Source organism: Anaerobacillus sp. 1_MG-2023 (assembly GCF_030547345.1).
Lineage (GTDB): Bacteria > Bacillota > Bacilli > Bacillales > Guptibacillaceae > Guptibacillus > Guptibacillus hwajinpoensis_B.
In genome coordinates this window covers 1-20,903 of the sequence record NZ_JAUORD010000014.1, presented here as the reverse complement: position 1 = coordinate 20,903, position 20,903 = coordinate 1, and the positions used below count along the sequence as shown (strand labels likewise).

Annotated in this window: 21 protein-coding genes, 1 pseudogene and 1 riboswitch; of the genes and pseudogenes, 10 read left to right on the top strand and 12 right to left on the bottom strand. The window is 39.2% G+C overall.

All coding sequences use genetic code 11. The features are described from left to right. The first annotated feature begins 11 nt into the window (after positions 1-11). The 3 genes from menB (at position 12) to menC (ending at position 3,484) form a co-directional block, all read left to right on the top strand. Positions 12-827, top strand: coding sequence for a 1,4-dihydroxy-2-naphthoyl-CoA synthase (gene menB / locus Q4550_RS19285; RefSeq protein WP_303535341.1), 816 nt, complete (start codon positions 12-14; stop codon positions 825-827). A gap of 87 nt (positions 828-914) precedes the next feature. After that, positions 915-2,384 carry an o-succinylbenzoate--CoA ligase gene (locus tag Q4550_RS19280; protein WP_303535339.1) on the top strand — a complete coding sequence of 490 codons (1,470 nt, stop codon included), beginning with the start codon at positions 915-917 and terminating at the stop codon, positions 2,382-2,384. Continuing rightward, on the top strand, positions 2,384-3,484 hold the full coding sequence (gene menC / locus Q4550_RS19275; RefSeq protein WP_303535427.1) for an o-succinylbenzoate synthase: 1,101 nt from the start codon (positions 2,384-2,386) through the stop codon (positions 3,482-3,484). Before Q4550_RS19280 ends, menC begins: the two co-directional genes overlap by 1 nt. Before the next feature lie 56 nt (positions 3,485-3,540). On the opposite strand, the gene Q4550_RS19270 is transcribed toward menC, so the two are convergent. From Q4550_RS19270 to Q4550_RS19260, 3 genes are all read right to left on the bottom strand, one after another. Beyond that, positions 3,541-3,837, bottom strand: coding sequence for a DUF3817 domain-containing protein (locus Q4550_RS19270; RefSeq protein ID WP_303535337.1), 297 nt, complete (start codon positions 3,835-3,837; stop codon positions 3,541-3,543). Positions 3,838-4,744: 907 nt separating this feature from the next. Continuing rightward, the gene (locus Q4550_RS19265; protein ID WP_194219190.1) at positions 4,745-4,933 is read right to left on the bottom strand and encodes a hypothetical protein; all 189 of its coding nucleotides are present in this window, start codon (positions 4,931-4,933) and stop codon (positions 4,745-4,747) included. Between the two features lie 123 nt (positions 4,934-5,056). Beyond that, positions 5,057-7,234 (bottom strand): UvrD-helicase domain-containing protein, encoded by a 2,178-nt coding sequence (locus Q4550_RS19260; protein ID WP_303535334.1) that lies wholly within the window; start codon positions 7,232-7,234, stop codon positions 5,057-5,059. Between the two features lie 142 nt (positions 7,235-7,376). Between Q4550_RS19260 and Q4550_RS19255 the strand changes: the two genes are divergently transcribed. The 3 genes and pseudogenes from Q4550_RS19255 to Q4550_RS19245 all read left to right on the top strand — a co-directional run. Next, positions 7,377-7,601, top strand: a complete 225-nt coding sequence (locus tag Q4550_RS19255; protein WP_194219192.1) for a hypothetical protein — start codon at positions 7,377-7,379, stop codon at positions 7,599-7,601. Positions 7,602-7,623: 22 nt separating this feature from the next. Then, entirely contained in the window at positions 7,624-7,962 is a 339-nt protein-coding gene (locus tag Q4550_RS19250) for a hypothetical protein (RefSeq protein ID WP_303535331.1), read from the top strand. A gap of 108 nt (positions 7,963-8,070) precedes the next feature. Next, a pseudogene (locus Q4550_RS19245) lies at positions 8,071-8,142 on the top strand (YjcZ family sporulation protein); the annotation flags it as partial. A 114-nt stretch (positions 8,143-8,256) separates the two neighbouring features. Here Q4550_RS19245 and Q4550_RS19240 read toward each other — a convergent pair. Beyond that, positions 8,257-9,399 (bottom strand): ABC transporter permease, encoded by a 1,143-nt coding sequence (locus tag Q4550_RS19240; protein WP_303535329.1) that lies wholly within the window; start codon positions 9,397-9,399, stop codon positions 8,257-8,259. 212 nt (positions 9,400-9,611) lie between these two features. On the opposite strand from Q4550_RS19240, the gene Q4550_RS19235 reads away from it, so the two are divergent. Together Q4550_RS19235 and ytkD are read left to right on the top strand one after the other, a co-directional pair. Beyond that, the gene (locus Q4550_RS19235) at positions 9,612-10,139 is read left to right on the top strand and encodes a hypothetical protein (protein WP_303535327.1); all 528 of its coding nucleotides are present in this window, start codon (positions 9,612-9,614) and stop codon (positions 10,137-10,139) included. Between the two features lie 113 nt (positions 10,140-10,252). Beyond that, a complete protein-coding gene (gene ytkD, locus Q4550_RS19230) occupies positions 10,253-10,723 on the top strand; it encodes an RNA deprotection pyrophosphohydrolase (RefSeq protein ID WP_194219197.1) in 471 nt (156 codons plus the stop codon). 100 nt (positions 10,724-10,823) lie between these two features. Here ytkD and Q4550_RS19225 read toward each other — a convergent pair whose 3' ends face one another. The 5 genes from Q4550_RS19225 to pckA all read right to left on the bottom strand — a co-directional run bounded on the left by Q4550_RS19225 (position 10,824) and on the right by pckA (position 16,215). Further along, the gene (locus Q4550_RS19225; RefSeq protein ID WP_303535325.1) at positions 10,824-11,699 is read right to left on the bottom strand and encodes a cation diffusion facilitator family transporter; all 876 of its coding nucleotides are present in this window, start codon (positions 11,697-11,699) and stop codon (positions 10,824-10,826) included. Positions 11,700-11,874: 175 nt separating this feature from the next. Next, on the bottom strand, positions 11,875-12,675 hold the full coding sequence (locus Q4550_RS19220; RefSeq protein ID WP_194219199.1) for an ABC transporter permease: 801 nt from the start codon (positions 12,673-12,675) through the stop codon (positions 11,875-11,877). Further along, complete coding sequence (locus Q4550_RS19215; protein WP_303535322.1) at positions 12,656-13,432, bottom strand: ABC transporter ATP-binding protein; 777 nt, start codon at positions 13,430-13,432, stop codon at positions 12,656-12,658. Before Q4550_RS19215 ends, Q4550_RS19220 begins: the two co-directional genes overlap by 20 nt. Before the next feature lie 11 nt (positions 13,433-13,443). Next, on the bottom strand, positions 13,444-14,439 hold the full coding sequence (locus Q4550_RS19210) for an ABC transporter substrate-binding protein (RefSeq protein ID WP_303535321.1): 996 nt from the start codon (positions 14,437-14,439) through the stop codon (positions 13,444-13,446). 192 nt (positions 14,440-14,631) lie between these two features. Further along, on the bottom strand, positions 14,632-16,215 hold the full coding sequence (pckA, locus tag Q4550_RS19205; protein WP_303535320.1) for a phosphoenolpyruvate carboxykinase (ATP): 1,584 nt from the start codon (positions 16,213-16,215) through the stop codon (positions 14,632-14,634). A 353-nt stretch (positions 16,216-16,568) separates the two neighbouring features. After that, a riboswitch (SAM riboswitch) is annotated at positions 16,569-16,678 on the top strand. Positions 16,679-16,886: 208 nt separating this feature from the next. On the opposite strand from pckA, the gene metK reads away from it, so the two are divergent. Both metK and Q4550_RS19195 read left to right on the top strand, forming a co-directional pair. Next, positions 16,887-18,083, top strand: coding sequence for a methionine adenosyltransferase (gene metK / locus Q4550_RS19200; RefSeq protein ID WP_194219203.1), 1,197 nt, complete (start codon positions 16,887-16,889; stop codon positions 18,081-18,083). Positions 18,084-18,224: 141 nt separating this feature from the next. Next, entirely contained in the window at positions 18,225-18,848 is a 624-nt protein-coding gene (locus Q4550_RS19195) for an MSMEG_1061 family FMN-dependent PPOX-type flavoprotein (RefSeq protein ID WP_308809532.1), read from the top strand. Here Q4550_RS19195 and Q4550_RS19190 read toward each other — a convergent pair. Genes Q4550_RS19190 through Q4550_RS19180 form a run of 3 tightly spaced genes read right to left on the bottom strand, consistent with a single transcriptional unit; the run spans position 18,842 to position 20,721 of the window. Beyond that, positions 18,842-19,027 (bottom strand): hypothetical protein, encoded by a 186-nt coding sequence (locus tag Q4550_RS19190; protein WP_303535319.1) that lies wholly within the window; start codon positions 19,025-19,027, stop codon positions 18,842-18,844. The two genes, Q4550_RS19195 and Q4550_RS19190, sit on opposite strands and share 7 nt — an antisense overlap. A gap of 13 nt (positions 19,028-19,040) precedes the next feature. Continuing rightward, complete coding sequence (locus Q4550_RS19185; protein WP_303535317.1) at positions 19,041-20,186, bottom strand: glycosyltransferase family 4 protein; 1,146 nt, start codon at positions 20,184-20,186, stop codon at positions 19,041-19,043. Between the two features lie 16 nt (positions 20,187-20,202). Further along, positions 20,203-20,721: a phosphatase PAP2 family protein gene (locus tag Q4550_RS19180; RefSeq protein ID WP_308809533.1), complete on the bottom strand. Its 519-nt coding sequence runs from the start codon at positions 20,719-20,721 to the stop codon at positions 20,203-20,205. Positions 20,722-20,903 lie beyond the last annotated feature (182 nt).

Here is a 20,903-nt window from a genome sequence, read left to right as displayed (position 1 = left end):
AGAATTTCTAAATGATTCAATGGAAGACTGAACGAGAATTTGAAGATATTCTTTACGAAACGTATGATGGTATTGCTAAGATTACAATCAACCGTCCAGAGGTGCGCAATGCATTTACGCCAAGAACGGTTAACGAATTAATTACCGCTTTTTCATTTGCGAGAGACAATTCAGATATTGGAGTTATTGTTCTAGCAGGAGCTGGAGACAAAGCTTTCTGTTCTGGCGGTGACCAAAGTGTTCGTGGTCATGGTGGTTATGTAGGTGAGGATGAGGTTCCACGTCTAAATGTCTTGGATCTTCAACGCCTCATTCGTGTTATCCCTAAGCCGGTTGTTGCAATGGTATCGGGTTATGCGATTGGAGGGGGACATGTCCTTCACGTGGTATGTGACCTGACAATTGCTGCAGATAATGCTATTTTTGGTCAGACTGGCCCTAAAGTTGGTAGCTTTGATGCTGGATACGGTGCAGGATACCTTGCTCGTATCGTAGGTCATAAGAAAGCTCGTGAAATCTGGTACCTTTGTCGTCAATACAATGCACAAGAAGCACTTGATATGGGACTTGTTAATACGGTTGTTCCTCTTGATCAGCTTGAAGCTGAAACAGTACAGTGGGCACAGGAAATGCTTGATAAGTCACCAACAGCCCTACGCTTCCTTAAAGCTTCTCTTAACGCCGATACAGACGGTCTTGCAGGACTCCAGCAAATGGGTGGAGACGCAACGCTTCTTTATTACACAACTGACGAAGCAAAAGAAGGACGCGATTCATTTAAAGAAAAACGCAAACCTGACTTTAAACAGTTCCCGCGTTTTCCTTAAATCGATTGTTAGAAACAGCTTGATGGATTCCCATCAAGCTGTTTTTTTCAAATAGTCTATGGTAATGAAAGAAAGGATGTTAAAGAGATGGATACGATGCCAAATTGGCTACATAAACGTGCTTCTATGACGCCTGAGCGAGTGGCGCTTATCGATAATGGCAAACAGTTAACTTATAAACAGTTACAAGAAAAGGCAGTTAAGATGGCAAATGCTCTAAAAGCAAAAGGAATCGAAAAAGGAAAGCATGTTGGTTTTTATATGGAGAATGGATTAGAGGCTGCCGTTTGTTTACATACTCTGATGTACATTGGGGCTGTCATTGTTCCATTGAATCATCGATTAACAGGACCAGAGCTATCTTTCCAAATGAACGATGCTGAGATTTCCTATGTGATCACTGACAATTTACTTGAGAAGAAAGCTAGTGATGCAATACAAAGTCCGGTAAATATAATCATCTGGGAAGATGTTCACCCAGGTGCTTATCAGTTAGAAGAGTTACAAACAACTATTGAGTTACATCAGCTTCATACAATTATGTACACTTCTGGCACAACTGGAAAACCTAAGGGTGTTATGCTTTCGTATGGTAATCATTGGTGGAGTGCGATCGGTTCTAGTCTTAATCTTGGTTTAGATATGAATGATCGCTGGCTGTGTGCGGTTCCAATGTTTCATATGAGTGGACTTTCTATTCTATTGCGAAGTGTTATTTACGGAATCACAATGGTTATTCAACAACGGTTTGAACCGCGTGTCGTTAATCAATCGATTCAAAAAGAACGAATTACAATTGTATCGGTAGTAAGCGCTATGCTGAAAAAAATGCTCGATGACCTTGGAACCGATCATTATCCCGAAACATTTCGCTGCATGCTTCTTGGAGGTGGTCCAGCTCCATACCCGCTTCTCTCTACTTGCGAGGAGAAGCATATTCCTGTCTTCCAGACATTTGGTATGACGGAAACTGCCTCTCAAATTGTGACGCTTTCACCTGAATATATGCTAGATAAACAGGGGTCAGCTGGAAAGGCGCTTTTCCCATCAGAGATTATGATTAGTCTTGATCATAAATCCCTTTCTGCTTTAGAGCATGGAGAGATTCTCGTGAAAGGACCTACGATTACAAAGGGGTATTGGCGAAGGGATGATGCAACAAGAGCTGCATTTGAAGACGGGTGGCTTCATACAGGCGATATTGGTTATCTGGATGAAGATGGCTTTCTCTTTGTATTGGATCGAAGGAAAGACCTCATTATATCTGGTGGTGAAAATGTGTATCCCGCAGAAATTGAAGCGGCGATCCTTGAGCATGTAGATGTGGAGGATGCAGGCGTAACTGGGGTTAAAGATGAGCAATGGGGAGAAGTACCTGCAGCATTTGTTGTTAGTAAGAATCGCTCTTTGACGGAACAGCAGCTGCTCGATTATCTTTCAGAACGTCTTGCGCGTTACAAGCTACCTAGAACGATTACTTATGTGGATAGCCTTCCTAGGAATGGGGCAAATAAGCTACAGCGAAATTTATTAGTAGATATGAGTGATACGATATGATGCAACTGGAGAGTGTTACTCTACGTCATATTCGAATGAACCTAAAATCCCCTTTTAGTAACAGTTTGGAAACAGTCACTGCTCGAGATTTAATTATCGTCGAAGTAAGAGATTCTGAAGGGGAAGTAGGTTTTGGAGAAGGAGTTGCCTTTACGTCGCCCTGGTATACAGAAGAGACGCTTCAAACTTCCTGGCATATGCTAAGAGACTTCATCATTCCTAAACTCAAAAACCAACAGATTGCTCATCCGTCCGATGTGGAAGGAATACTAGCGGGCATTCGAAGAAATCCAATGGCTAAATCTGCGATTGAGGGTGCGATCTGGGACTTATATGCTAAAAGAGAAGGAATTAGCCTCTCAAGAGCATTAGGTGGTTCTTTACAGAAGATTAAGGCAGGAGTTGCCGTAGGCGCTTCGGATCCCTCAGTTATGCTAGAAGAAATTCATAGAAGAATTGAAGAGGGATATGAACGAATTAAAGTGAAGATCAAACCTTCGCAGGATATATCGATTCTAGAAGCGATACGTCATTCTTATCCAAACTTATCGCTAATGGCAGATGCGAACTCAGCTTATTCTCTGCAAGACATCGATCGTTTAAAAGCACTTGATCCATTTCATTTGCTGATGATTGAACAACCTCTAGCAGCTGACGATATCGTAGATCATGCGATTTTACAAAAAGAGATTGAAACACCGGTCTGTTTGGATGAAAGTATACATTCTTATGATGATGCCCGTCGAGCACTCGATTTAAATAGCTGTAAGATTATTAATATTAAACCCGGACGTGTTGGAGGGTTATCCGTTAGTAAGAGGATCCATGATTTATGTAGCGAAAGGGGGATACCTGTTTGGTGTGGTGGCATGCTAGAGTCCGGAATAGGAAGGGCGCATAATATCGCGCTTTCTAGTTTGGCTAATTTCACAATACCGGGAGATGTCTCTGCATCAGCACGGTACTGGGAAAAAGACATTATTGAACCTGAAGTGGAAGTGGAGAACGGTTTGATTACTGTTTCTAAAGAGAATGGGATCGGATACGAAATAAACTGGAAAGAACTTGAGAGAGTGACGGTTTCTAAAGAAGTTTATTAACAAAGCTAGGGAAAAGATAGCAAAAGGCAGAACCTTCTTAAGGTCCTGCCTTGTCTTTATACTTCAGAATTTTTTGCGATTCGCGCATCGAATATAAACGGTCCGAATGGGATAACGGAGGAGACAATTGCGAGCGCGGCTTTAATGAAAGACCAGCGCTTAACGATTGTGACATATAGAATTACGGCAAGATAGAGAACAAACAGTCCGCCATGTAACGCTCCAACAATCGTTACGGCCATAGGAATATCCATCATGTATTTAAGAGGCATCGCAATTCCTAGTAATAATAAAAATGATATTCCTTCTGCAAAGCCGACGCCTCGGAATAGTTTCAATGGTTGCTTAAACAATGTATTTCACTCCTTTATCATTAGTTGATGTGATCTGTTTCACATAAACAGTTACAGGTAGTTTACAAATAGTATATCAATACTAGTCCTACAATAGAAGTTGAAGTTTTATCGATTTCTTGACAGTTTGAATGCAAATACTCATAATCAATTTTTTATTCACAGAAAATTTAGTACTAAGGCATTGTTTTCAAATGTTTTGTAAGTGATGATTGCTTATACGTGCCTTTATCGAGTAGAATGAATGAGGGTAACAATAAATCAACTCTGAAGGAGATTTGTATGAATAATAACAAAAAGGCAATCTTTATATACATTCCAAAGTCCAAAGTTGATGAAGCCAAAAAAAACATGAAGAAGAATGATTAATAGACGATAAAAAAACAGTCGAACCGTAGTGGCTCGACTGTTTTATTTATGATAAATTAATAAATTTCAATTGCTCAATTTTACAATATTAAATAAATGAAATGATAGCTGCAATCACAGCAACTGCGCCAATGATCATAAGAATTGTACGTACCATTGCTATTCCTCCTTGATAAAGTCAATTTAGTTCATACATAACTATATTTTTGCTGCCTTCTAGAATAATGCGCTGACAACAAATGCTACTACAACAACAATACCGATAATAACGAGAACTTGTTTTAACATAATGACTTCCTCCTCTAATATAGCAATGTCCTTTGCTACTATTGATATACCCTATTCATTTTTTATATCAAACCTTTTTTTGAAATAAATAGTTATAAATGACTACTTGCAGAAGAAAATACTTCAAGTTACAAAGCGATTTATGAATAGCGTTCCAGTTATCTGGGTTTTTATGCTTGGAAAATAAAAAGAAGCCTTCCTTTATTTGGAGGCTTCTTCGTTTATTTAAACATTTTTTGTGAATGGGTAACTATTGTTTAGGATGTACCTTCATCCGCTCTTGCTGGAAAAATTCTTTTAGCTCCGGGTTAAGTAAGTCCGGCTCCTCATCATTTAAGTTCAGTCTGATCAGCTTGCCTTCAAGGTAATCCATAATACCGATAATCGTACCGTTTCCAAGCTGCTTCTGAAAGATGGTTTCGTAACGAATGCTGCTCATCGGAGCCCTCCTGTTGCGCGTTTTTTTCTACTATAGCACGTTTGGAGAAAGAATTATTGAAGTTAAACTTCTCTTAAATGATTTGTAATCAAAGCGCAACAAAGCTTAACACAGTGACATAGTTCAGTCTTTTTGAACAGGCTTTTGCGAAATGATCATTGGCTTATCACATAAGGGGCATTGCTTTTGATCAGGTTGTTTCTTATCCTCTATTTTCATCCATCCTTTGCAAAATTCACTACTGCAAACCCATGCTTTCACCGTTTTACCTTCTTGTTGAATCTTCTTCTTGAAGGCATCCGTTAAGAAACGAGAAACGGGTGTTTGTTTACCAAGGTGTTTTTCAGGGGAGCAAATATAGAGCTCTTCCTTTGCACGTGTAATGGCAACGTAACAAAGGCGACGTTCTTCCTCAAGGTCAGCAGTCGGATTTTTCATATAGAGCTGCTTATGAGAGGCTTCTTTGTCTTTCATCGTATTGAGCGCAGAAACGTGGGGTAGAATCGTTTCTGAAGCACCAATGACGTAAACAACAGGGAATTCAAGCCCTTTTGCCTGATGAATGGACAGTAGTGAAAGTGCGTTAGAGGCGCTTGCTTTTTGTTTATGCTCATTGAATCGTTGAATGATTCGATCGACGTAGGCAAGGAACTCTGGGATGGTTTCAAATCGTGAGCTTGAGAACTCGAGCTCGTCCATCATTTCTTTAAGAGTAGTCTTATGAACAGTTAATGCCTCGTCATTTGCGCTGTCCAGATGTTTCATATAGTCATCTCGTAACAATTGAATGGCTTTCTGGGGTCGATGACGTTTAGCTTCTTGAACAAGACGGACACGTCGATCTATTGATTTTTTTTGAAAATCACGTAGTGTTTTCCAAGATTTTAAATGTAACAAAGGAAATTCAACTGGATCAACAAAATTTTCCATTTCAATGTGACGCATACCTGATTCTTGATTAATAAAAAGGGATGGGAGTATGGCGGCTGTCGCATCAAGATTTTGGTGCTCGTATGCAAGTCGAAGGTGTTCCATCATTCCTTTAATAATCGACTGCTCGTAAAAGACCTGTTTCATTCCCTGTGCGTTGAAAGGAATGTCCTGTTCAATCAACTGCTCGAAAATGGCTCTAGCATTCGTATAAGTTCTTGTAAGAATGGCAATGTCTTTCCACTCTCGCTTTTTTTCTCGAATATGACGGAGGACATAACCTGCTTCGTCTTCTGTTGTAGCAGGACGAAGATAGTATGGTTGCTTTCCGTCTTTGTCTGTAGCGTTCATCGTTTTCATTCTTCGGTAAGTATTGTGCTTAATTACATGGTTTCCGAGTCCAACAATGGGAGGAGCTGATCTATAGTTTGTATCCAGCGTAACGACGGCTGCATCCGGATAAGCACGATCGAACTCTAAAATGATTGAGCTATTTGCGCCATTAAAAGAATAGATAACTTGATCATCGTCACCCACTACAAATAAGTTGTTTTGAGGAGCTGCAATTTGTTTAATTAATTCGTATTGAATTGGATTCGTATCCTGGAATTCATCTACTAAAATATATTGAAATCGATTTTGCATTTTTTTAAGTAGAGCGGGATTTTGATTGAATTCTCGATACATATAGACAAGAATGTCATCAAAGTCAATATAGCCATTAGCCGTTTTCCACTCTTCATATTCAGAGTAGGCTTTCTTTAATTCTTCTGTTTCTTTACTGTCAGGGATATCTGCAGGCTCCATCATTTTAACTTTGCAAGCAGATATTGATGAAAGCATAATCTCTGGTAAAGATGCTTCAGGACTCTTCATTTTTTTTAGAATATTCTTCATTATAATTTGTTTGTGACGATCACTATTCAATATTTTTTGGTTATAACCGAGACTCCTTAATAATCTCAAGAAGATAGAATGAAATGTTCCTGCTGTTAATCTTCCGGAGTCTTGAGAAGAGACACCTGGTAAGTGACTGATACGCTGTCGCATTTCTTCAGATGCCTTTCGAGTGAAAGTAATGAGTAGAATACTAGAAGGATCTTTTTCCTTTACTGTCATTAGAAAAGCTGTTCGTGCTGTTAAAACAGATGTTTTTCCACTTCCGGCTCCGGCAATTGTCAAAAGAGGGCCTTCAGTATGCTTTACTGCTTTTGTTTGAGGTTCATTCAGACGTATACCTTTTTCCTCTAAAGCATGAAAAAAAGCCTGCTCTGCTTTATCTTCCAATGGTCTGAGAGACGAGTGGGGTGTTAAAGGAGCAGATAGGTCCAATTCAGTCACTGCTTGATGCGGTGTTGTAGTAAAATTCATGATCATCACCTGAACTATTCTTATGGATTCATCCCTTCATTTTAACATAAATTTATGTATTTTCGTTTTTAAGGAAAAGATTAATATTTATCCGAAAAGGGTAAAGTGACAAGCAGGATAGGATAAAGAGGAGGAAAAATCAATGGAAAAATTTATTCAAGTTGTAGTTGATCATGATAAGAAACAATTTCATGTGGAGTCAGAAGCAACCGAAGAAACCAACTATGATGCCCGAGTTGAAGAAGCGAAGAAACAGGGACGTGATGTTGGATCATTTCGCTCTAGGCTTGATACTGTTGAGAAAACCATTGATGCTGCTCAACATGAATACAAAGGGTATCGTCATTTAGAAGAAAGTCCTGTTTAAATTTTCATGGAGGTGAGAAGCAATGGTACGTGAGACGTATTTTGTAACACCTAAAGGTGAGCTTCATGAGACAAATGTTGGCACTCAAATGAATGCCTTCGAAATTAGAGCAAGTCAAGAAGAGAAAATGGAAATGGAACGTGTAATTGAGAAGTTGCGCTCTCAGAAATATGTGCAACAAAATGATTTCTTTTCACTGAATCATTATGATGAAAGTGAAGTAGACCGTCATCGAGATTGGACGGATGAAGCGATTTATGAGTTATATAAGATGATCTATCGACTAGGCACATCTCATACAAAGCAACAAATTGATCAGATGGGCGTATTATCAGCTCTAAACCACAATACAAGAAATTGAGGATGAACAACTAGTTTTTCTTCATGAACTCCGCTCATGCCCTTCCTAAATGGAATCAACTACATAAAGTAATAGTGTAGTGAATGAATTCTAACGAGGGGGATAAAGATGAGTGGAGGATATGGTAAAGGTTTTGCGTTAATTGTTGTTCTGTTTATTTTACTAATTATTGTTGGAGCTGGCGCAATGGGCGGCGGTTGTGGTCCTGGACCAGGTTATGTAGGCGGAGCAAACTACAATCCTTATTGTTGCTAAATCATAAAGAGAAGCTGGCTAATATTAGCCAGCTTCTCTTTATGATTTTCTCTGTTTTTTGTTTTCTAAAAAAAATGAAATCAAAAGCCCTTCTACTAGGGTACAAAAACTATGCTGTAAAGAAGGAAGCTGAACAATACTAAATAATATGGATTGTATAACTAATAACGATAAAATCATGTTTCTCAGTGAATAATCGTTACGGAGAATAACAAGAAACGAGTCTCTCATTTGTTCTTTTTTGATTGCTAAGAGCTGTTTATGAGTGATCCATAAAAGAAGGGGAACAATCAAGTACGATGTGTACTCTTCTCTTAGGTAGTAGAGAATATATGCCCCAATTCCAACTAATCGGATAAAGACCCAAATGTAGCTTCCTTTACGGAAGAAAATTCTAATGAATAGAAAGGTCTGTGGGTGAGACACCGGTATCAATTGAATAATCCAACTTAAATACTTTCTTGCCTTCACTTTATTCTGTAAAGAAGGCACATCGACGAATTGGTTTGCGAATTGCTCAAACCGAGCAGTTTGTGATGACTCAAGTTCAATTAATCTCTCCCACTGAAGCATCGAGTTTTGACGAAATAGTAAGTAAAGGTATGTAATGGGAAACATAAGGAATAAGACACCAATAAAAACATATCCTTTCATGGTGAAGTAAAGAATAGTGAAATTGTTAATGAAAAGGAAGAGGCGTAGCCATTTTATCTTCGAGAAGTAAGACCGTATGATCGTAAGAAAAGACAATAAAAAGAGCAAGAGTATCATGACATAAATCCATGTTAGTAATTCCAAAGGAATTTCTAAATGAATGAGGACAGGAGCGCTTACTAAACTAACGATCAAAATGGTCGGCAGGGAACGAATCAAAGAATAGAAGAAAGTATACTTAATGTATTGTCTCATACGATCTTCACATGCGATTAAAAAGACGCGATCCGCTTGAAAGAGAAAAAACTTTCCTTCAAGAACACTTAGTACTACGCTCATGATGAGTGCAATCGCAAATAGGAGTGGAAATGGCTCGGATATAACATCGAGTAAACGTTGATAATAAATAATTCCTATTGCTCCGATTAGCAATAAAGCGATCAAAAATCCGCCTTGCATGATGTAAGACAAATACTTAAGTCGATGCCGCAGATAATTATAAAATCGAATCTTCCATAATTCCTCCAATAAATCACCTCTCTCACGAACTGAATTAAGAAAAATCGAAACATTCTGCTATATCTATTCGTATAAGTAGTGTATACAAAAGAAAATAGCTAAAATTCTTTTCATTACTATGGTAAAAAAGACTTAATATATCACTAGTTTGTTTGACACCTAATAGGATGAGGTATGAAATCAATATAAAGAAATTCTACTATATTTAAAGGATGAGTGACATGAAAAAATACATAAGTTTATTAATGTTTGTAGGTGCGTTAACTTTCACTTCGGGTTGTGGTGGAGAAATTTCAAAAATTGCTGCTGATCATTCAGAAATCGTGATTTCTTCTCTTGAGAATAAAGCAGAAGCAAAGACGGATTCAATCGAAAAACCAGACGTTGAGAATTTATCTAATGAACTTATCAATCATATTATTCAGGATACAGATGAAGAGGGTAAAGTTAAACAGTTTCAGACAATAGCAGGGGTTGAGAAGGACTTACAACAGATAACCTCTAAAGAACTCGCTTCTGAAATTGCGGATGTTTATTTTGCAGAGCGAGAAGGTGATCTTTACTTAGTGCCAACAGAGTTATTTCCATGGGTGAATACTGATGAGTCATATGAACTGGAGAAACTTAATGAATATGAATATGAACTGACTCAATCGAATGAGTCTGACCTTTATGGCTCTTATACAATTAAAATTCATTTTCTTTATGAAAATAACCATTGGATCATTAAAAATTTTGAGATTAAATAATTCAAACGCACGGAACTTTTGGTCCGTGCGTTTTATTTTTTGTACAGGTAGATTGGACAAGGACAGGCTACTCTTTTACAATAAAGTAAGAAACTAAAGGACGAGGTTATCAAATGAGCGAATTTATGTTTACAGATTACTATCATAATCAGGTAACATTTTCTTTCGAGGATCATCCTTACTCTCCCGCACCAAAACATGTTTGGGTTATTTGTCGCCTTGAAAATCAGTGGCTGTTAACCGAGCACTCTCGAAGAGGCATAGAATTTCCAGGTGGGAAAGTGGAAGAAGGAGAGAATGCCGAAGAAGCCGCGGTGCGTGAGGTATATGAAGAAACAGGTGGAGTTGTTAAGCACCTTCAATATGTAGGTCAGTATCGTGTTGAAGGAAAAGGCGGAACTATTATTAAGAATGTCTATTATGCTGACATTGATCGTCTCGTAGACAAAGAAGATTATATGGAAACAAAGGGACCGGTTAAGCTAACAACACTTCCGAAAGATATTCATTTAAATGAGCGCTATAGCTTTATGATGAAGGATCAAGTACTTACTTATAGTCTAAAACACCTTAATTATTTGTAATGAGAAAAAAGTCCAGTTCATTGTCCTGGACTTTTTTGCTCGAATTTATACACAATCTAATAGGTGACAGCCTTCAAACAAATAACGGATGGAGAAGCCATTATTCATTGACAGAGCCTCTTTCAGTAATTTCCCTGCCAGGTTCAACATGAATGGTGGCATTTCGAACGTCATGATCCTTCTCTAACTGGGCTTCTATTTTGTCCGTAATCGTATGCCCTTCTTTAATATTTAAATGCGGTGCTACCTCTACAACGGCATCGACAATAATATCATTTCCGGCCATTCGTGCTTTAATATCCACTATTGTTTCTACCCCTTCAATGTTTTGGATCGTCGCCTCTATATCATTCAATTTCTCTTTATCAAATCCATCCGTTAACATGAGTGATGAATCTTTAAAGATATCATAAGCCGTTTTGCATATGATAAGACCTACAATAAAGCCTGTAAGAGGATCTAGCCAATGCATGTTAAAGTGAGCACCAATAATTCCAATAAAAGCACCAAGACTAACGAGAGCATCTGATAAATTGTCTTTGGCTGCAGCCATTAGCCCGAGGCTATTCGTTTTTTTAGCGAGGCGGTAGTTGAAAAGATAAACGCCTCCCATAACGATCATTCCAAAAAAGGCTACCCAGGCAGAGCTAAGTGGAGGAGAAGAGACTTTGCCACTGAGTAAAACAGTAGCTGTATGGAAGAGGACTTGAATCCCAATCGCAAACATAACAAATGAGGCGAATAGAGAAGAAACGGTTTCTGCTCGAGAATGGCCATATGGATGGTTCAAGTCTGGTGGTTTAAGAGAAATTTTCATGCCAATTAAAACAGCAATGGATGCCACGATATCTGATGCGTTATTCCATCCGTCTGCTAAGAGGGCTTCTGAACCAAAGAGATACCCTGCGCCTAATTTGATCATTGAAAGTAGTAAGTAAGCTGTTATGCTAAGCCATACACCTCTTAGTGCGCTCATTGTTTTCACCTGTCTTATATAAGAATATGTTCTTCTATATGCTAGCAGATGGTATTTGGGTGGGTCTATAGCAATCATTTTGCAAGTGGTAAGACGTGTAGGGACCCATCATATTTGTGAGTGGTGGCTAACTAGTTTGCCCAATCACAACAAAATAAGCCCCTCTTAAGAGGAGCTAGTGTTTAATTAATTTACGTTCTAACCATTCGACCCCTAAATACATGATTGATGAGAGAATCGCAATCATAAATAAGCTTAGTAAAACCAATGTGAAATTAAATACTTGGAAGCCATAAATAATCATATAACCAAGACCTTGTTTTGAAACAAGAAATTCCCCAACAATTACGCCGACCCACGATAAACCAACATTTACTTTCAAGGTCGAGATAATCGCTGGAAAGGAAGATGGCAGAATAACTTCAAAGAAGATCTGGCGCTTATTACCACCAAATGAGCGAATCACTTTGATGAAGTTAGGTTCAACAGTATGAAATGCGTGGTAGATCACAAGAGTAGTAATAATAACGGAAATAGAAGCGCCCATCGTAATAATGGAGATGTAACCTGGACCTAGCGCAACTATGATGATCGGACCAAGAGCTACTTTAGGCATGGAATTCAATACAACAAGATACGGATCTGAAATTCTAGAAGCTTTGCGTGACCACCATAGAATTGCCGCGAACACGGTTCCAAGTACTGTTCCAAGAAGAAATCCAGCAATTGTTTCAAGTAACGTTACACCAGTGTGTAACAGTAATGAACCATCTGTTACTTTTGTTATAAAGAGTGAAGCAATTTTAGAGGGGTAGCTAAATAATAACGGATCGATCCATGTGAACCGTCCTGCTAATTCCCATAAAGTGAGAAATGCAAAGAGAATACACACCTGAAAACCCAATATTTCATTTCTTTCCCTTTTCAACTCTCTTAGATAATGTTGATGCTTATGTTTAAGTTGGAGATGGTTCAAGAGAATCAAGCTCCTTCCATATCAGCTGGAAATTCTCAGGGAAAGCAGAATCATTCCTAGCTTCAAAAGGAAGTAATTCTTTAAGGGAAGATGGGACTTGAAAAGTTCTCGCGATTTTCCCGGGACGAGGCGATAAGAGGATGATGCGGTCTGACATCGCAATCGCTTCTCCAATATCATGAGTCACCAGCAGGGCGGTTTTTCGATGCTTCTTTAATGTTTTAAACACGAGGTCTTCGAGTTTTAATTTTGTTTGATAATCAAGTGCAGAGAAAGGCTCATCTAATAACAGTAGATCAGGATCTGTTGCAAGTGTGCGAACGAGAGCTACGCGTTGACGCATTCCACCCGAAAGCTGATCAGGATAGGCCGAGCGGACATCGCTTAACCCCATGCTATCCAATAATTCCAATGTTTGTTCTTTTTTATCCGCTGTCAACTTGTTTAGAAGCTTTAACCCTATAAAACAATTTTCTTCAATTGTTTTCCAGGGAAACAAGTAATCTTGTTGAAGCATATAGCCCATTCGTTCGCCGGGTGAGTTTATAATTTTATTTTGTAGAGAAACGCTCCCTTCAGTAGGTTTTACTAATCCTGAAATGATCGACAACAGAGTAGATTTCCCGCATCCACTAGGCCCAAGAAGGGAAACGAATTCTCCTTCTTCAATAGCGAAAGAGAGGTTGGAAATCGCTTCTTTGGCAGCGCTTTTCATTAAATACACATGTGAAATAGCGTTGAGTTGAAGGAAAGACATTATTTTCCCTCCTATTTTTGCGCTTTTTCGGCATAGCTATTATCTACTAATTTGCTATGATCAACGCGTTTTGGGAGTTCGCCTGCTTCATCCATAATATTTTGTAAGTTATCCCATTCTTCTTGATCCAGGGATGGGTTTGTAGCGAATGAATGCTGACTTTTGTAACGATCGACTACAGTTGTAATGAGTTCAAGATCGGTATCCTGAAAGAAAGGTTCAATTGACTTTGCAATTTCTGCAGAAGAATGAGTATCTACCCACAGTTGAGCCTCATAAAGTGCTTTTGTAAAACGCTCAGCTACATCAGCATTTTTACTCAAATAACTTTCTTTCGCCATAAATCCTGTATATGGAATTTTTCCTGATTCTTTTCCAAATGAAGCTACAATGTGTCCAACCCCTTGTTCTTCAAAGACACTTGCTGTTGGCTCGAATAACTGAACGTAATCGCCAGTTCCAGAAGCAAATGCGCTTGAAATGTTTGCGAAATCAATATTTTGAATGAGGTCCAAATCGTTTTGTGGATCAATTCCTTTCTGTTTCAGTACGTATTCACCAGCCATTTGTGGCATACCACCTTTACGTTGGCCAAGGAATGTACTTCCCTTCAAATCTTCCCATTCAAAATGCTCGATTTTTTCTCTTGATACAAGGAACGTACCGTCTGTTTGTGTAAGTTGAGCAAAGTTTATAACAGGGTCATCAGTGCCCTGTGCATAAACATAAATGGACGTCTCTGATCCTACAAGGGCGACATCAGCTCCGTTAGATAGAAGAGTGGTCATTGTTTTATCTCCGCCCCAAGTGGTCGTTAATTCGACATCAATGCCATGCTTCTCAAAAATACCCTCTGAGAGTGCCACGTATTGTGGTGCATAGAAAATCGAGCGTGTAACCTCAGCTACTCTTACCTGATCGTTTCCACTATTAGTACCACACGCCGAAAGAATAAGAAGAAATACACTTGTGTATATACAAAACGTTATAAACCAGCTTCTTTTCATTATCTATCCTCCACATTCGTCACATGAGGTAGGCTCATGTTTTAGATACTATAGCCTATGTATTTTAAAACGATTGGTGTTTTGAATAAGTAAATTAATGGAGGTAGATAGAAAGAGGGGGATGTGCGAAGTGAAGGGGAATGAGTCTTCAAATAAAAAAAAGCACCAGTTAAGGTGCTTTTTGCAATGAGACTAAACATTTGGGCCTGCTTGTTTGATTTCGTCGGCTACATTTGAGAATTTTTCGAAGTTCTTTACAAACTTAGTAGCGAGATCTTTTGCTTTCTCATCATATTTCTCTTGATCTTCCCATGTTTGTTTTGGCTGCAATACTTCTGCTGGAACACCTGGACAATGAGAAGGAATATGCAATCCGAAAATAGGGTCTGTTACTGTTTCGATACGATCAAGTTCTCCATTTAAAGCCGCCTGGATCATCGCTCTAGTATATGAAAGCTTCATGCGCTCTCCGACACCATAACCGCCCCCAGACCATCCGGTATTTACGAGGAAGACTTGAACATCATGCTCCATAATTTTCTCGCCGAGCATTTCTGCATAGCGATGGGCAGGTAATGGCAAGAACGGTGCACCAAAGCATGTAGAGAAAGTGGCTTCCGGTGAAGTGACTCCTCTTTCTGTTCCGGCTAACTTGCTTGTGTAACCTGATAGGAAATGAAACATGGCTTGTTCTTTGGTCAGTTTGCTAATTGGAGGAAGGACGCCAAATGCATCTGCCGTTAAGAAAATAATCGTGTTGGGATGTCCGGCAACGCTAGGAATTGCAATATTAGGTATGGCGTCAATCGGATAGGCAGCGCGAGTATTTTCAGTTAGACTAGTGTTATCGTAGTCAGGTTCACGCGAGCCGTTATCCATCATAACGTTCTCAAGAACCGTTCCAAAGCGAATTGCATCCCAGATTTCAGGTTCTTTTTCTTTTGATAAGTTGATGCATTTAGCGTAGCATCCACCTTCAATATTAAAGACACCATTCATAGACCATCCGTGTTCATCATCACCGATAAGAGATCGATGAGCATCTGCTGAGAGCGTTGTCTTTCCAGTTCCAGATAAACCGAAAAATAGAGCAACATCCCCCTCTTTACCTACGTTAGCAGAGCAGTGCATTGAAAGAATATTTCGCTCTGGTAATAAGTAGTTCATAACGGTGAAAATAGACTTTTTAATTTCTCCAGCATATTCTGTTCCACCAATTAAGACGGTTCGTTTCTCAAAGGAGATAATAATAAATGTTTCTGAATTTGTGCCATCCACTTCTGGATCAGCTTGAAAACCAGGTGCAGAAATGACAGTGAATTCAGCGTCATGTTCTTTTAACTCTGATTCATTCGGACGGATGAACAGCTGGTGGGCGAAAAGGTTATGCCAGGCATATTCATTAATAACCTGAATGGGTAGTCTTGATGCCTGGTCAGCACCAGCAAATCCTTTAAACACATAAAGTCCCTTTTTCTCACCGAGGTAGTTCAACACCTTTGTGTAAAGGTTTTCAAAACTTTTTTCGGAAATAGGCTGGTTTGTTTCCCAGTTCACTTTGTTCTTTACGGAATCTTCCTTTACAATGAACTTGTCCCCAGGAGAACGTCCTGTATATTTTCCGGTTTCTACGCGAAGAGCTCCTGTAGCTGATAGTTGCCCTTCGTTTTTAAATAGTGAATGTTCAACCAGTTCAGACACTGATAAATTCACATGTGGATTATTCTTATTTAATATCGCATCCAATAACGGTGAGGAGAAGGAAGCTGTTTTCATACGTTAAACCCATCCTTTTTTAAAGATTTCGTTGATTGACTTGTTTAACTCAAAAATAGTATAACACATTCATTCAATTATTCTATACTAATCTATGTATTTTTTGCATAAAAAGTGAAAAATGGGTGAATGACTATTTCTTTAGGTTGAAATCCTGTCGCCATTATATAGGAAGTGATTATTTTATGGGTAAAGGATTAAGGTGGTGGATCGATCGCTTCGCCCTTGAATTCGAACATAAAGCCCGTGTTCTTTTTGTAGGGCTCCAGCGCTTGTCGAGGCTAAACGGGCGCTTCCGCTTTTCTTCATTGACACATCCTTTCATGTGCGTTATTATATGTCGAGAATGGATACTCTTATCCCGAGCAGGCGGAGGGACAGGCCCGATGAAGCTCAGCAACCAACTCCTATACAACAGGATTAAGGTGCTAACCTGCAAGACGATAGTCTTGGAAGATAAGAGGCGAAAGGCATGAGATATCAGCTCCTTTTCCCTCTGATTGTAGGGAAGGGCTTTTTTAATGTCGTTGAGATTGATGACGCTATAAAAAAAGGTAAGACGATAAGAAATTGAATTCGTTCTCTCGTTTCGGCACAGGGTAATAGGGAAATGAGTACCGTATCCATTACAACATAATTAGATAGGATCCAATCCTTAAGGAGGTACTTGAGTGAGTAATCGTCGTTTGTTTACTTCTGAGTCAGTAACAGAGGGGCATCCTGATAAAATTTCAGATCAGATTTCCGATGCCATTCTGGATGATATTCTTGCGCATGATCCAAATGCGCGCGTTGCCTGTGAAACTACAGTAACAACTGGTCTTGTACTAGTTTCCGGTGAAATTACAACATCACACTATGTGGATATTCCGAAAGTGGTTCGTGAGACGATTCAAACGATCGGCTATACACGTGCGAAATACGGATTTGATGCTGAAACATGTGCTGTTCTTTCATCTATTGATGAACAGTCTGCAGACATTGCTGCAGGTGTAAATGTTGCTCTTGAAGCACGTGAAGGTACGATGTCAGATGACGAAATCGATGCAATTGGTGCAGGTGACCAGGGGCTTATGTTTGGTTACGCTTGTAATGAAACAGCGGAATTAATGCCGCTTCCGATTTCTCTTGCGCATAAACTAGCGCGACGTTTGAGCGAAGTAAGAAAAGAAGAAATTCTTCCTTATCTTCGTCCTGATGGTAAAACACAAGTAACAGTGGAATACGATGAAGCTGGTAAGCCGGTACGCGTTGATACCATTGTTGTTTCTACACAGCATCATCCTGAAATTTCACTTGAACAAATCCAACGTAACATCAAAGAACACGTTGTGAAGCCGGTTGTTCCTGCTGAATTAATTGATGAAGAAACAAAATACTTCATCAACCCAACAGGACGCTTTGTTATCGGTGGACCGCAGGGTGACGCAGGTTTAACAGGAAGAAAAATCATTGTTGATACTTACGGCGGTTATGCGCGTCACGGTGGCGGTGCTTTCTCAGGTAAGGATGCTACGAAAGTAGACCGTTCTGCTGCATATGCTGCTCGTTATGTTGCTAAGAACCTTGTGGCAGCGGGTCTAACAGATCGTTGTGAAGTTCAACTTGCTTACGCTATTGGGGTTGCTCAGCCAGTATCAATTGCTATTGATACATTTGGCACAGGAAAAGTGTCTGAGGAAAGTCTTGTAGAGCTAGTAAGAGAGAACTTCGATCTTCGTCCAGCAGGCATTATAAAGATGCTTGATCTTAGACGTCCCATTTATAAGCAAACAGCTGCGTATGGACATTTTGGACGTACTGATATTGACCTTCCATGGGAACAAACAGATCGTGCAGAATCCCTTAAACAGGGTGCCGGAATTTAATTAATTTCTAAGAAGCCAAAAATATTTTGGCTTCTTTTTTTGCTCTATCATCCTTTTTGACATCCATTATATTGTATTGAATTATCATAAAACAGATGGGTGTGGTGATAAAATGGAAGGAAAAATGGAGGAGTGTAATGTGTGAAAACTAGTATATTCGGAGAAACCGTGACCGATGTGAATGAACTAAAAGACATGGCAGGAATACCGAGTAAATTGGCTGCAAATAAAGTCATCTCTTTTCTTGATAAACACTGTAAAGAGTTCATATGCCGTACACCATTTATTACGATTGCCACCCAATCAAGTACGGGTGGTGATGTTTCGCCAAGAGGGGATGCACCGGGGTTTATTCATGTTCTGGATGATCATCATTTATTGATACCGGAAAGACCGGGAAATAAACGAATGGACTCATTGATCAATCTATTAGAAAACCCAAATATCGGTTTGCTGCTGATGATTCCCGGCCGAGAAGAAGCGTTGCGTATTAATGGAAAGGCCTCGATTGTAAAAGATAAAACGCTGCTAGAGCAGTGTGAATATAAGGGGAAAACGCCTTTGTTAGGTATTGGAGTAGAAGTAAAGGAATGCTACATTCATTGTGCCAAAGCCTTTAAACGATCATCTCTTTTTGAACCTGAACGATGGCCGAATACTGAGGGGCTCGCGTCAGCTGCCAGAATGCTATCTGATCATGCAAAAATAGGCGAAGAAAAAGTGATTGAATCGTTGAAAGAAAGTTACACTAAACGTCTTTATTGAACAGAAATCAAGCCCAAACCTTTGTGTATGTTTGGTTGAACAATGGAGCAGTAAATGAGATCATACGTATTTGCTATTTTCTGTCTTTCGTCTAGCGCGTACAAGTTGTGGCTATGTGTTGCGAAGATAGAAGGTGCAGTTAAGCAGATTTCATTAATCCCCAATACAGTAAGATTCATTTTTTTCTCCTTTCTAAGCATATCGAGCTAATTTTTTAATTCCAATTGTTTTCTCATAATCCTCTACTAATCGTCCGAAGATCGCATCCCATGATTGAGTAAGTGCATAACGACGTCCTTCATAACCCATCATTCTCCGTTCGGTATTATCTGATAAGAGTCGACTGATAGCGTGGATATATTCCTCTTCTTTATACGGAGAGCAGAAAAGACCATTTCTTTCTCCAGTGACAACATCGGTTAATCCTCCGGCATTTGCAGCGATAACAGGGGTCCCTGAGGCAAGTGACTCCTTTGCGACATTTCCAAATGTTTCAGTAGCTGATGGAAAGATGAAAAGATCTGAAGTAGCGTATAGCTCTGCTAATTCTTTCCCTTCTTTATAACCAGTGAAAGTGACGTTGTTAGGAACGTTTTTTTGAATATGAGGGAGGGCTGGTCCATCACCAACAATCAGCCATCTTGTTTGTTGTTTCAGCTGTTCTGGTAACTTCCACATGATTTTTTGTAACGTTTCAAGATTTTTTTCTGGAGCGAGTCGACTAACAAATAAAAGAATATACTTCTCCTGAATGTTATATCGTTCACGTAGCGAGTGATTTGTTCTAATCGGAGAATATTGTTCGCAATCGACGCCTCTTCTCCAAAGCTTGAGGTTCTTAAAACCTCTTTCTTTTAATCGATTGCGCGTTTCATTGGAAGGAATAAAGGTAGTGGAAAATGGTTGATGAAACCAGGTTAAGTATTTCCACATAAAAGGAGAGAACCATTCAAGGTGGTAATGCTTTAAATAGTCATCAAAATTAGTGTGGTATGAAGCAACCATAGGTATGTTATTTTTCTTTCCGTAATGTAGCCCGCACATGCCGATATTAAAAGGTGTAGCGACATGAAGAAGGTCTGGTTGAAAATTTTGAAGTTGGTGGCGGATAAGACTCACGTTAGGAAGGGCAATGCGACATTCGGGATAAAGGAAAAACTTCATACTGGTAAAGCGGTGAATATTACTTGAGAAAAGGTCATCATCTTTCTGACAGTTAGGAGCAAAAAGCATATAATCTACATGCTGACGGTCCATATACCTGGTTAATTTACCCAAAGTGCGAGATACTCCGTTAACTTGTGGATAGTAAGTGTCAGTAAAAAGTGCAATTTTCATGAAAGCCCTCCCTTTTTTAGCCTAGGATTAAAGTTGAAAGAATACCAGATCCACCACCAAGTATAAAACCAACAAGAACGTCAGAAGGATAATGATGACCTAAGTAAATTCGCGAAAGGGCAACTAGACTCCCGAGAGTAATTAAGGGAATAGCTAGCGAAGGAATATGAAAGATAAACGGTGTAAGTACAGAAAAAATAGCAGTTGTATGCCCTGATGGAAAAGAATGATCTTTTAGAGGATATACGAATATCTTTGTTTCAGGGAGAGCGAGATATGGCCTGTGTCTTGGATAATGCTTTTTAATAAAATGAACAGGTATATGACTTACAGCAAGCGCAAACGCAGATTGAAACGCCCATATCTTTAAAGGAGCAGGTAACAGGAACATCAACAAAAGTGTGCTTAAAATCGTTGCCCGAGCACCACCCGCATGCGTAACTAATCCAAAAATAGAAGTAAGGTACCTTGAATGACACGTTAAATTCACAAACCGAAACATCGTACACTCACGCTCATAAAGCCACCCAACCACTTTACTCAAAAAGAATCCCCCTTCATCCTATGTGTTACTTCTATCCTATACGAGAAATTTAATGCTACTATTAAAGAAATCTTAAAGAATTGTTAAGAGTATAATGAAAAGCGTAGCCGAGCGTTTAGAAACGGAGATATTGGAGCTCATGAACTAGAACACGTCCTTTGTGTTCTGGTGAA

Coding starts and splice junctions, on each gene's coding strand:
- menB (WP_303535341.1), top strand. CDS start 12: ATGATTCAATGGAAGACTGAACGAGAATTTGAAGATATTCTTTACGAA.
- Q4550_RS19280 (WP_303535339.1), top strand. CDS start 915: ATGGATACGATGCCAAATTGGCTACATAAACGTGCTTCTATGACGCCT.
- menC (WP_303535427.1), top strand. CDS start 2,384: ATGCAACTGGAGAGTGTTACTCTACGTCATATTCGAATGAACCTAAAA.
- Q4550_RS19265 (WP_194219190.1), bottom strand. CDS start 4,933: ATGAGCAGCATTCGTTACGAAACCATCTTTCAGAAGCAGCTTGGAAAC.
- Q4550_RS19260 (WP_303535334.1), bottom strand. CDS start 7,234: ATGAATTTTACTACAACACCGCATCAAGCAGTGACTGAATTGGACCTA.
- Q4550_RS19255 (WP_194219192.1), top strand. CDS start 7,377: ATGGAAAAATTTATTCAAGTTGTAGTTGATCATGATAAGAAACAATTT.
- Q4550_RS19250 (WP_303535331.1), top strand. CDS start 7,624: ATGGTACGTGAGACGTATTTTGTAACACCTAAAGGTGAGCTTCATGAG.
- Q4550_RS19235 (WP_303535327.1), top strand. CDS start 9,612: ATGAAAAAATACATAAGTTTATTAATGTTTGTAGGTGCGTTAACTTTC.
- ytkD (WP_194219197.1), top strand. CDS start 10,253: ATGAGCGAATTTATGTTTACAGATTACTATCATAATCAGGTAACATTT.
- Q4550_RS19225 (WP_303535325.1), bottom strand. CDS start 11,699: ATGAGCGCACTAAGAGGTGTATGGCTTAGCATAACAGCTTACTTACTA.
- Q4550_RS19215 (WP_303535322.1), bottom strand. CDS start 13,432: ATGTCTTTCCTTCAACTCAACGCTATTTCACATGTGTATTTAATGAAA.
- Q4550_RS19210 (WP_303535321.1), bottom strand. CDS start 14,439: ATGAAAAGAAGCTGGTTTATAACGTTTTGTATATACACAAGTGTATTT.
- pckA (WP_303535320.1), bottom strand. CDS start 16,215: ATGAAAACAGCTTCCTTCTCCTCACCGTTATTGGATGCGATATTAAAT.
- Q4550_RS19190 (WP_303535319.1), bottom strand. CDS start 19,027: ATGAATCTTACTGTATTGGGGATTAATGAAATCTGCTTAACTGCACCT.
- Q4550_RS19185 (WP_303535317.1), bottom strand. CDS start 20,186: ATGAAAATTGCACTTTTTACTGACACTTACTATCCACAAGTTAACGGA.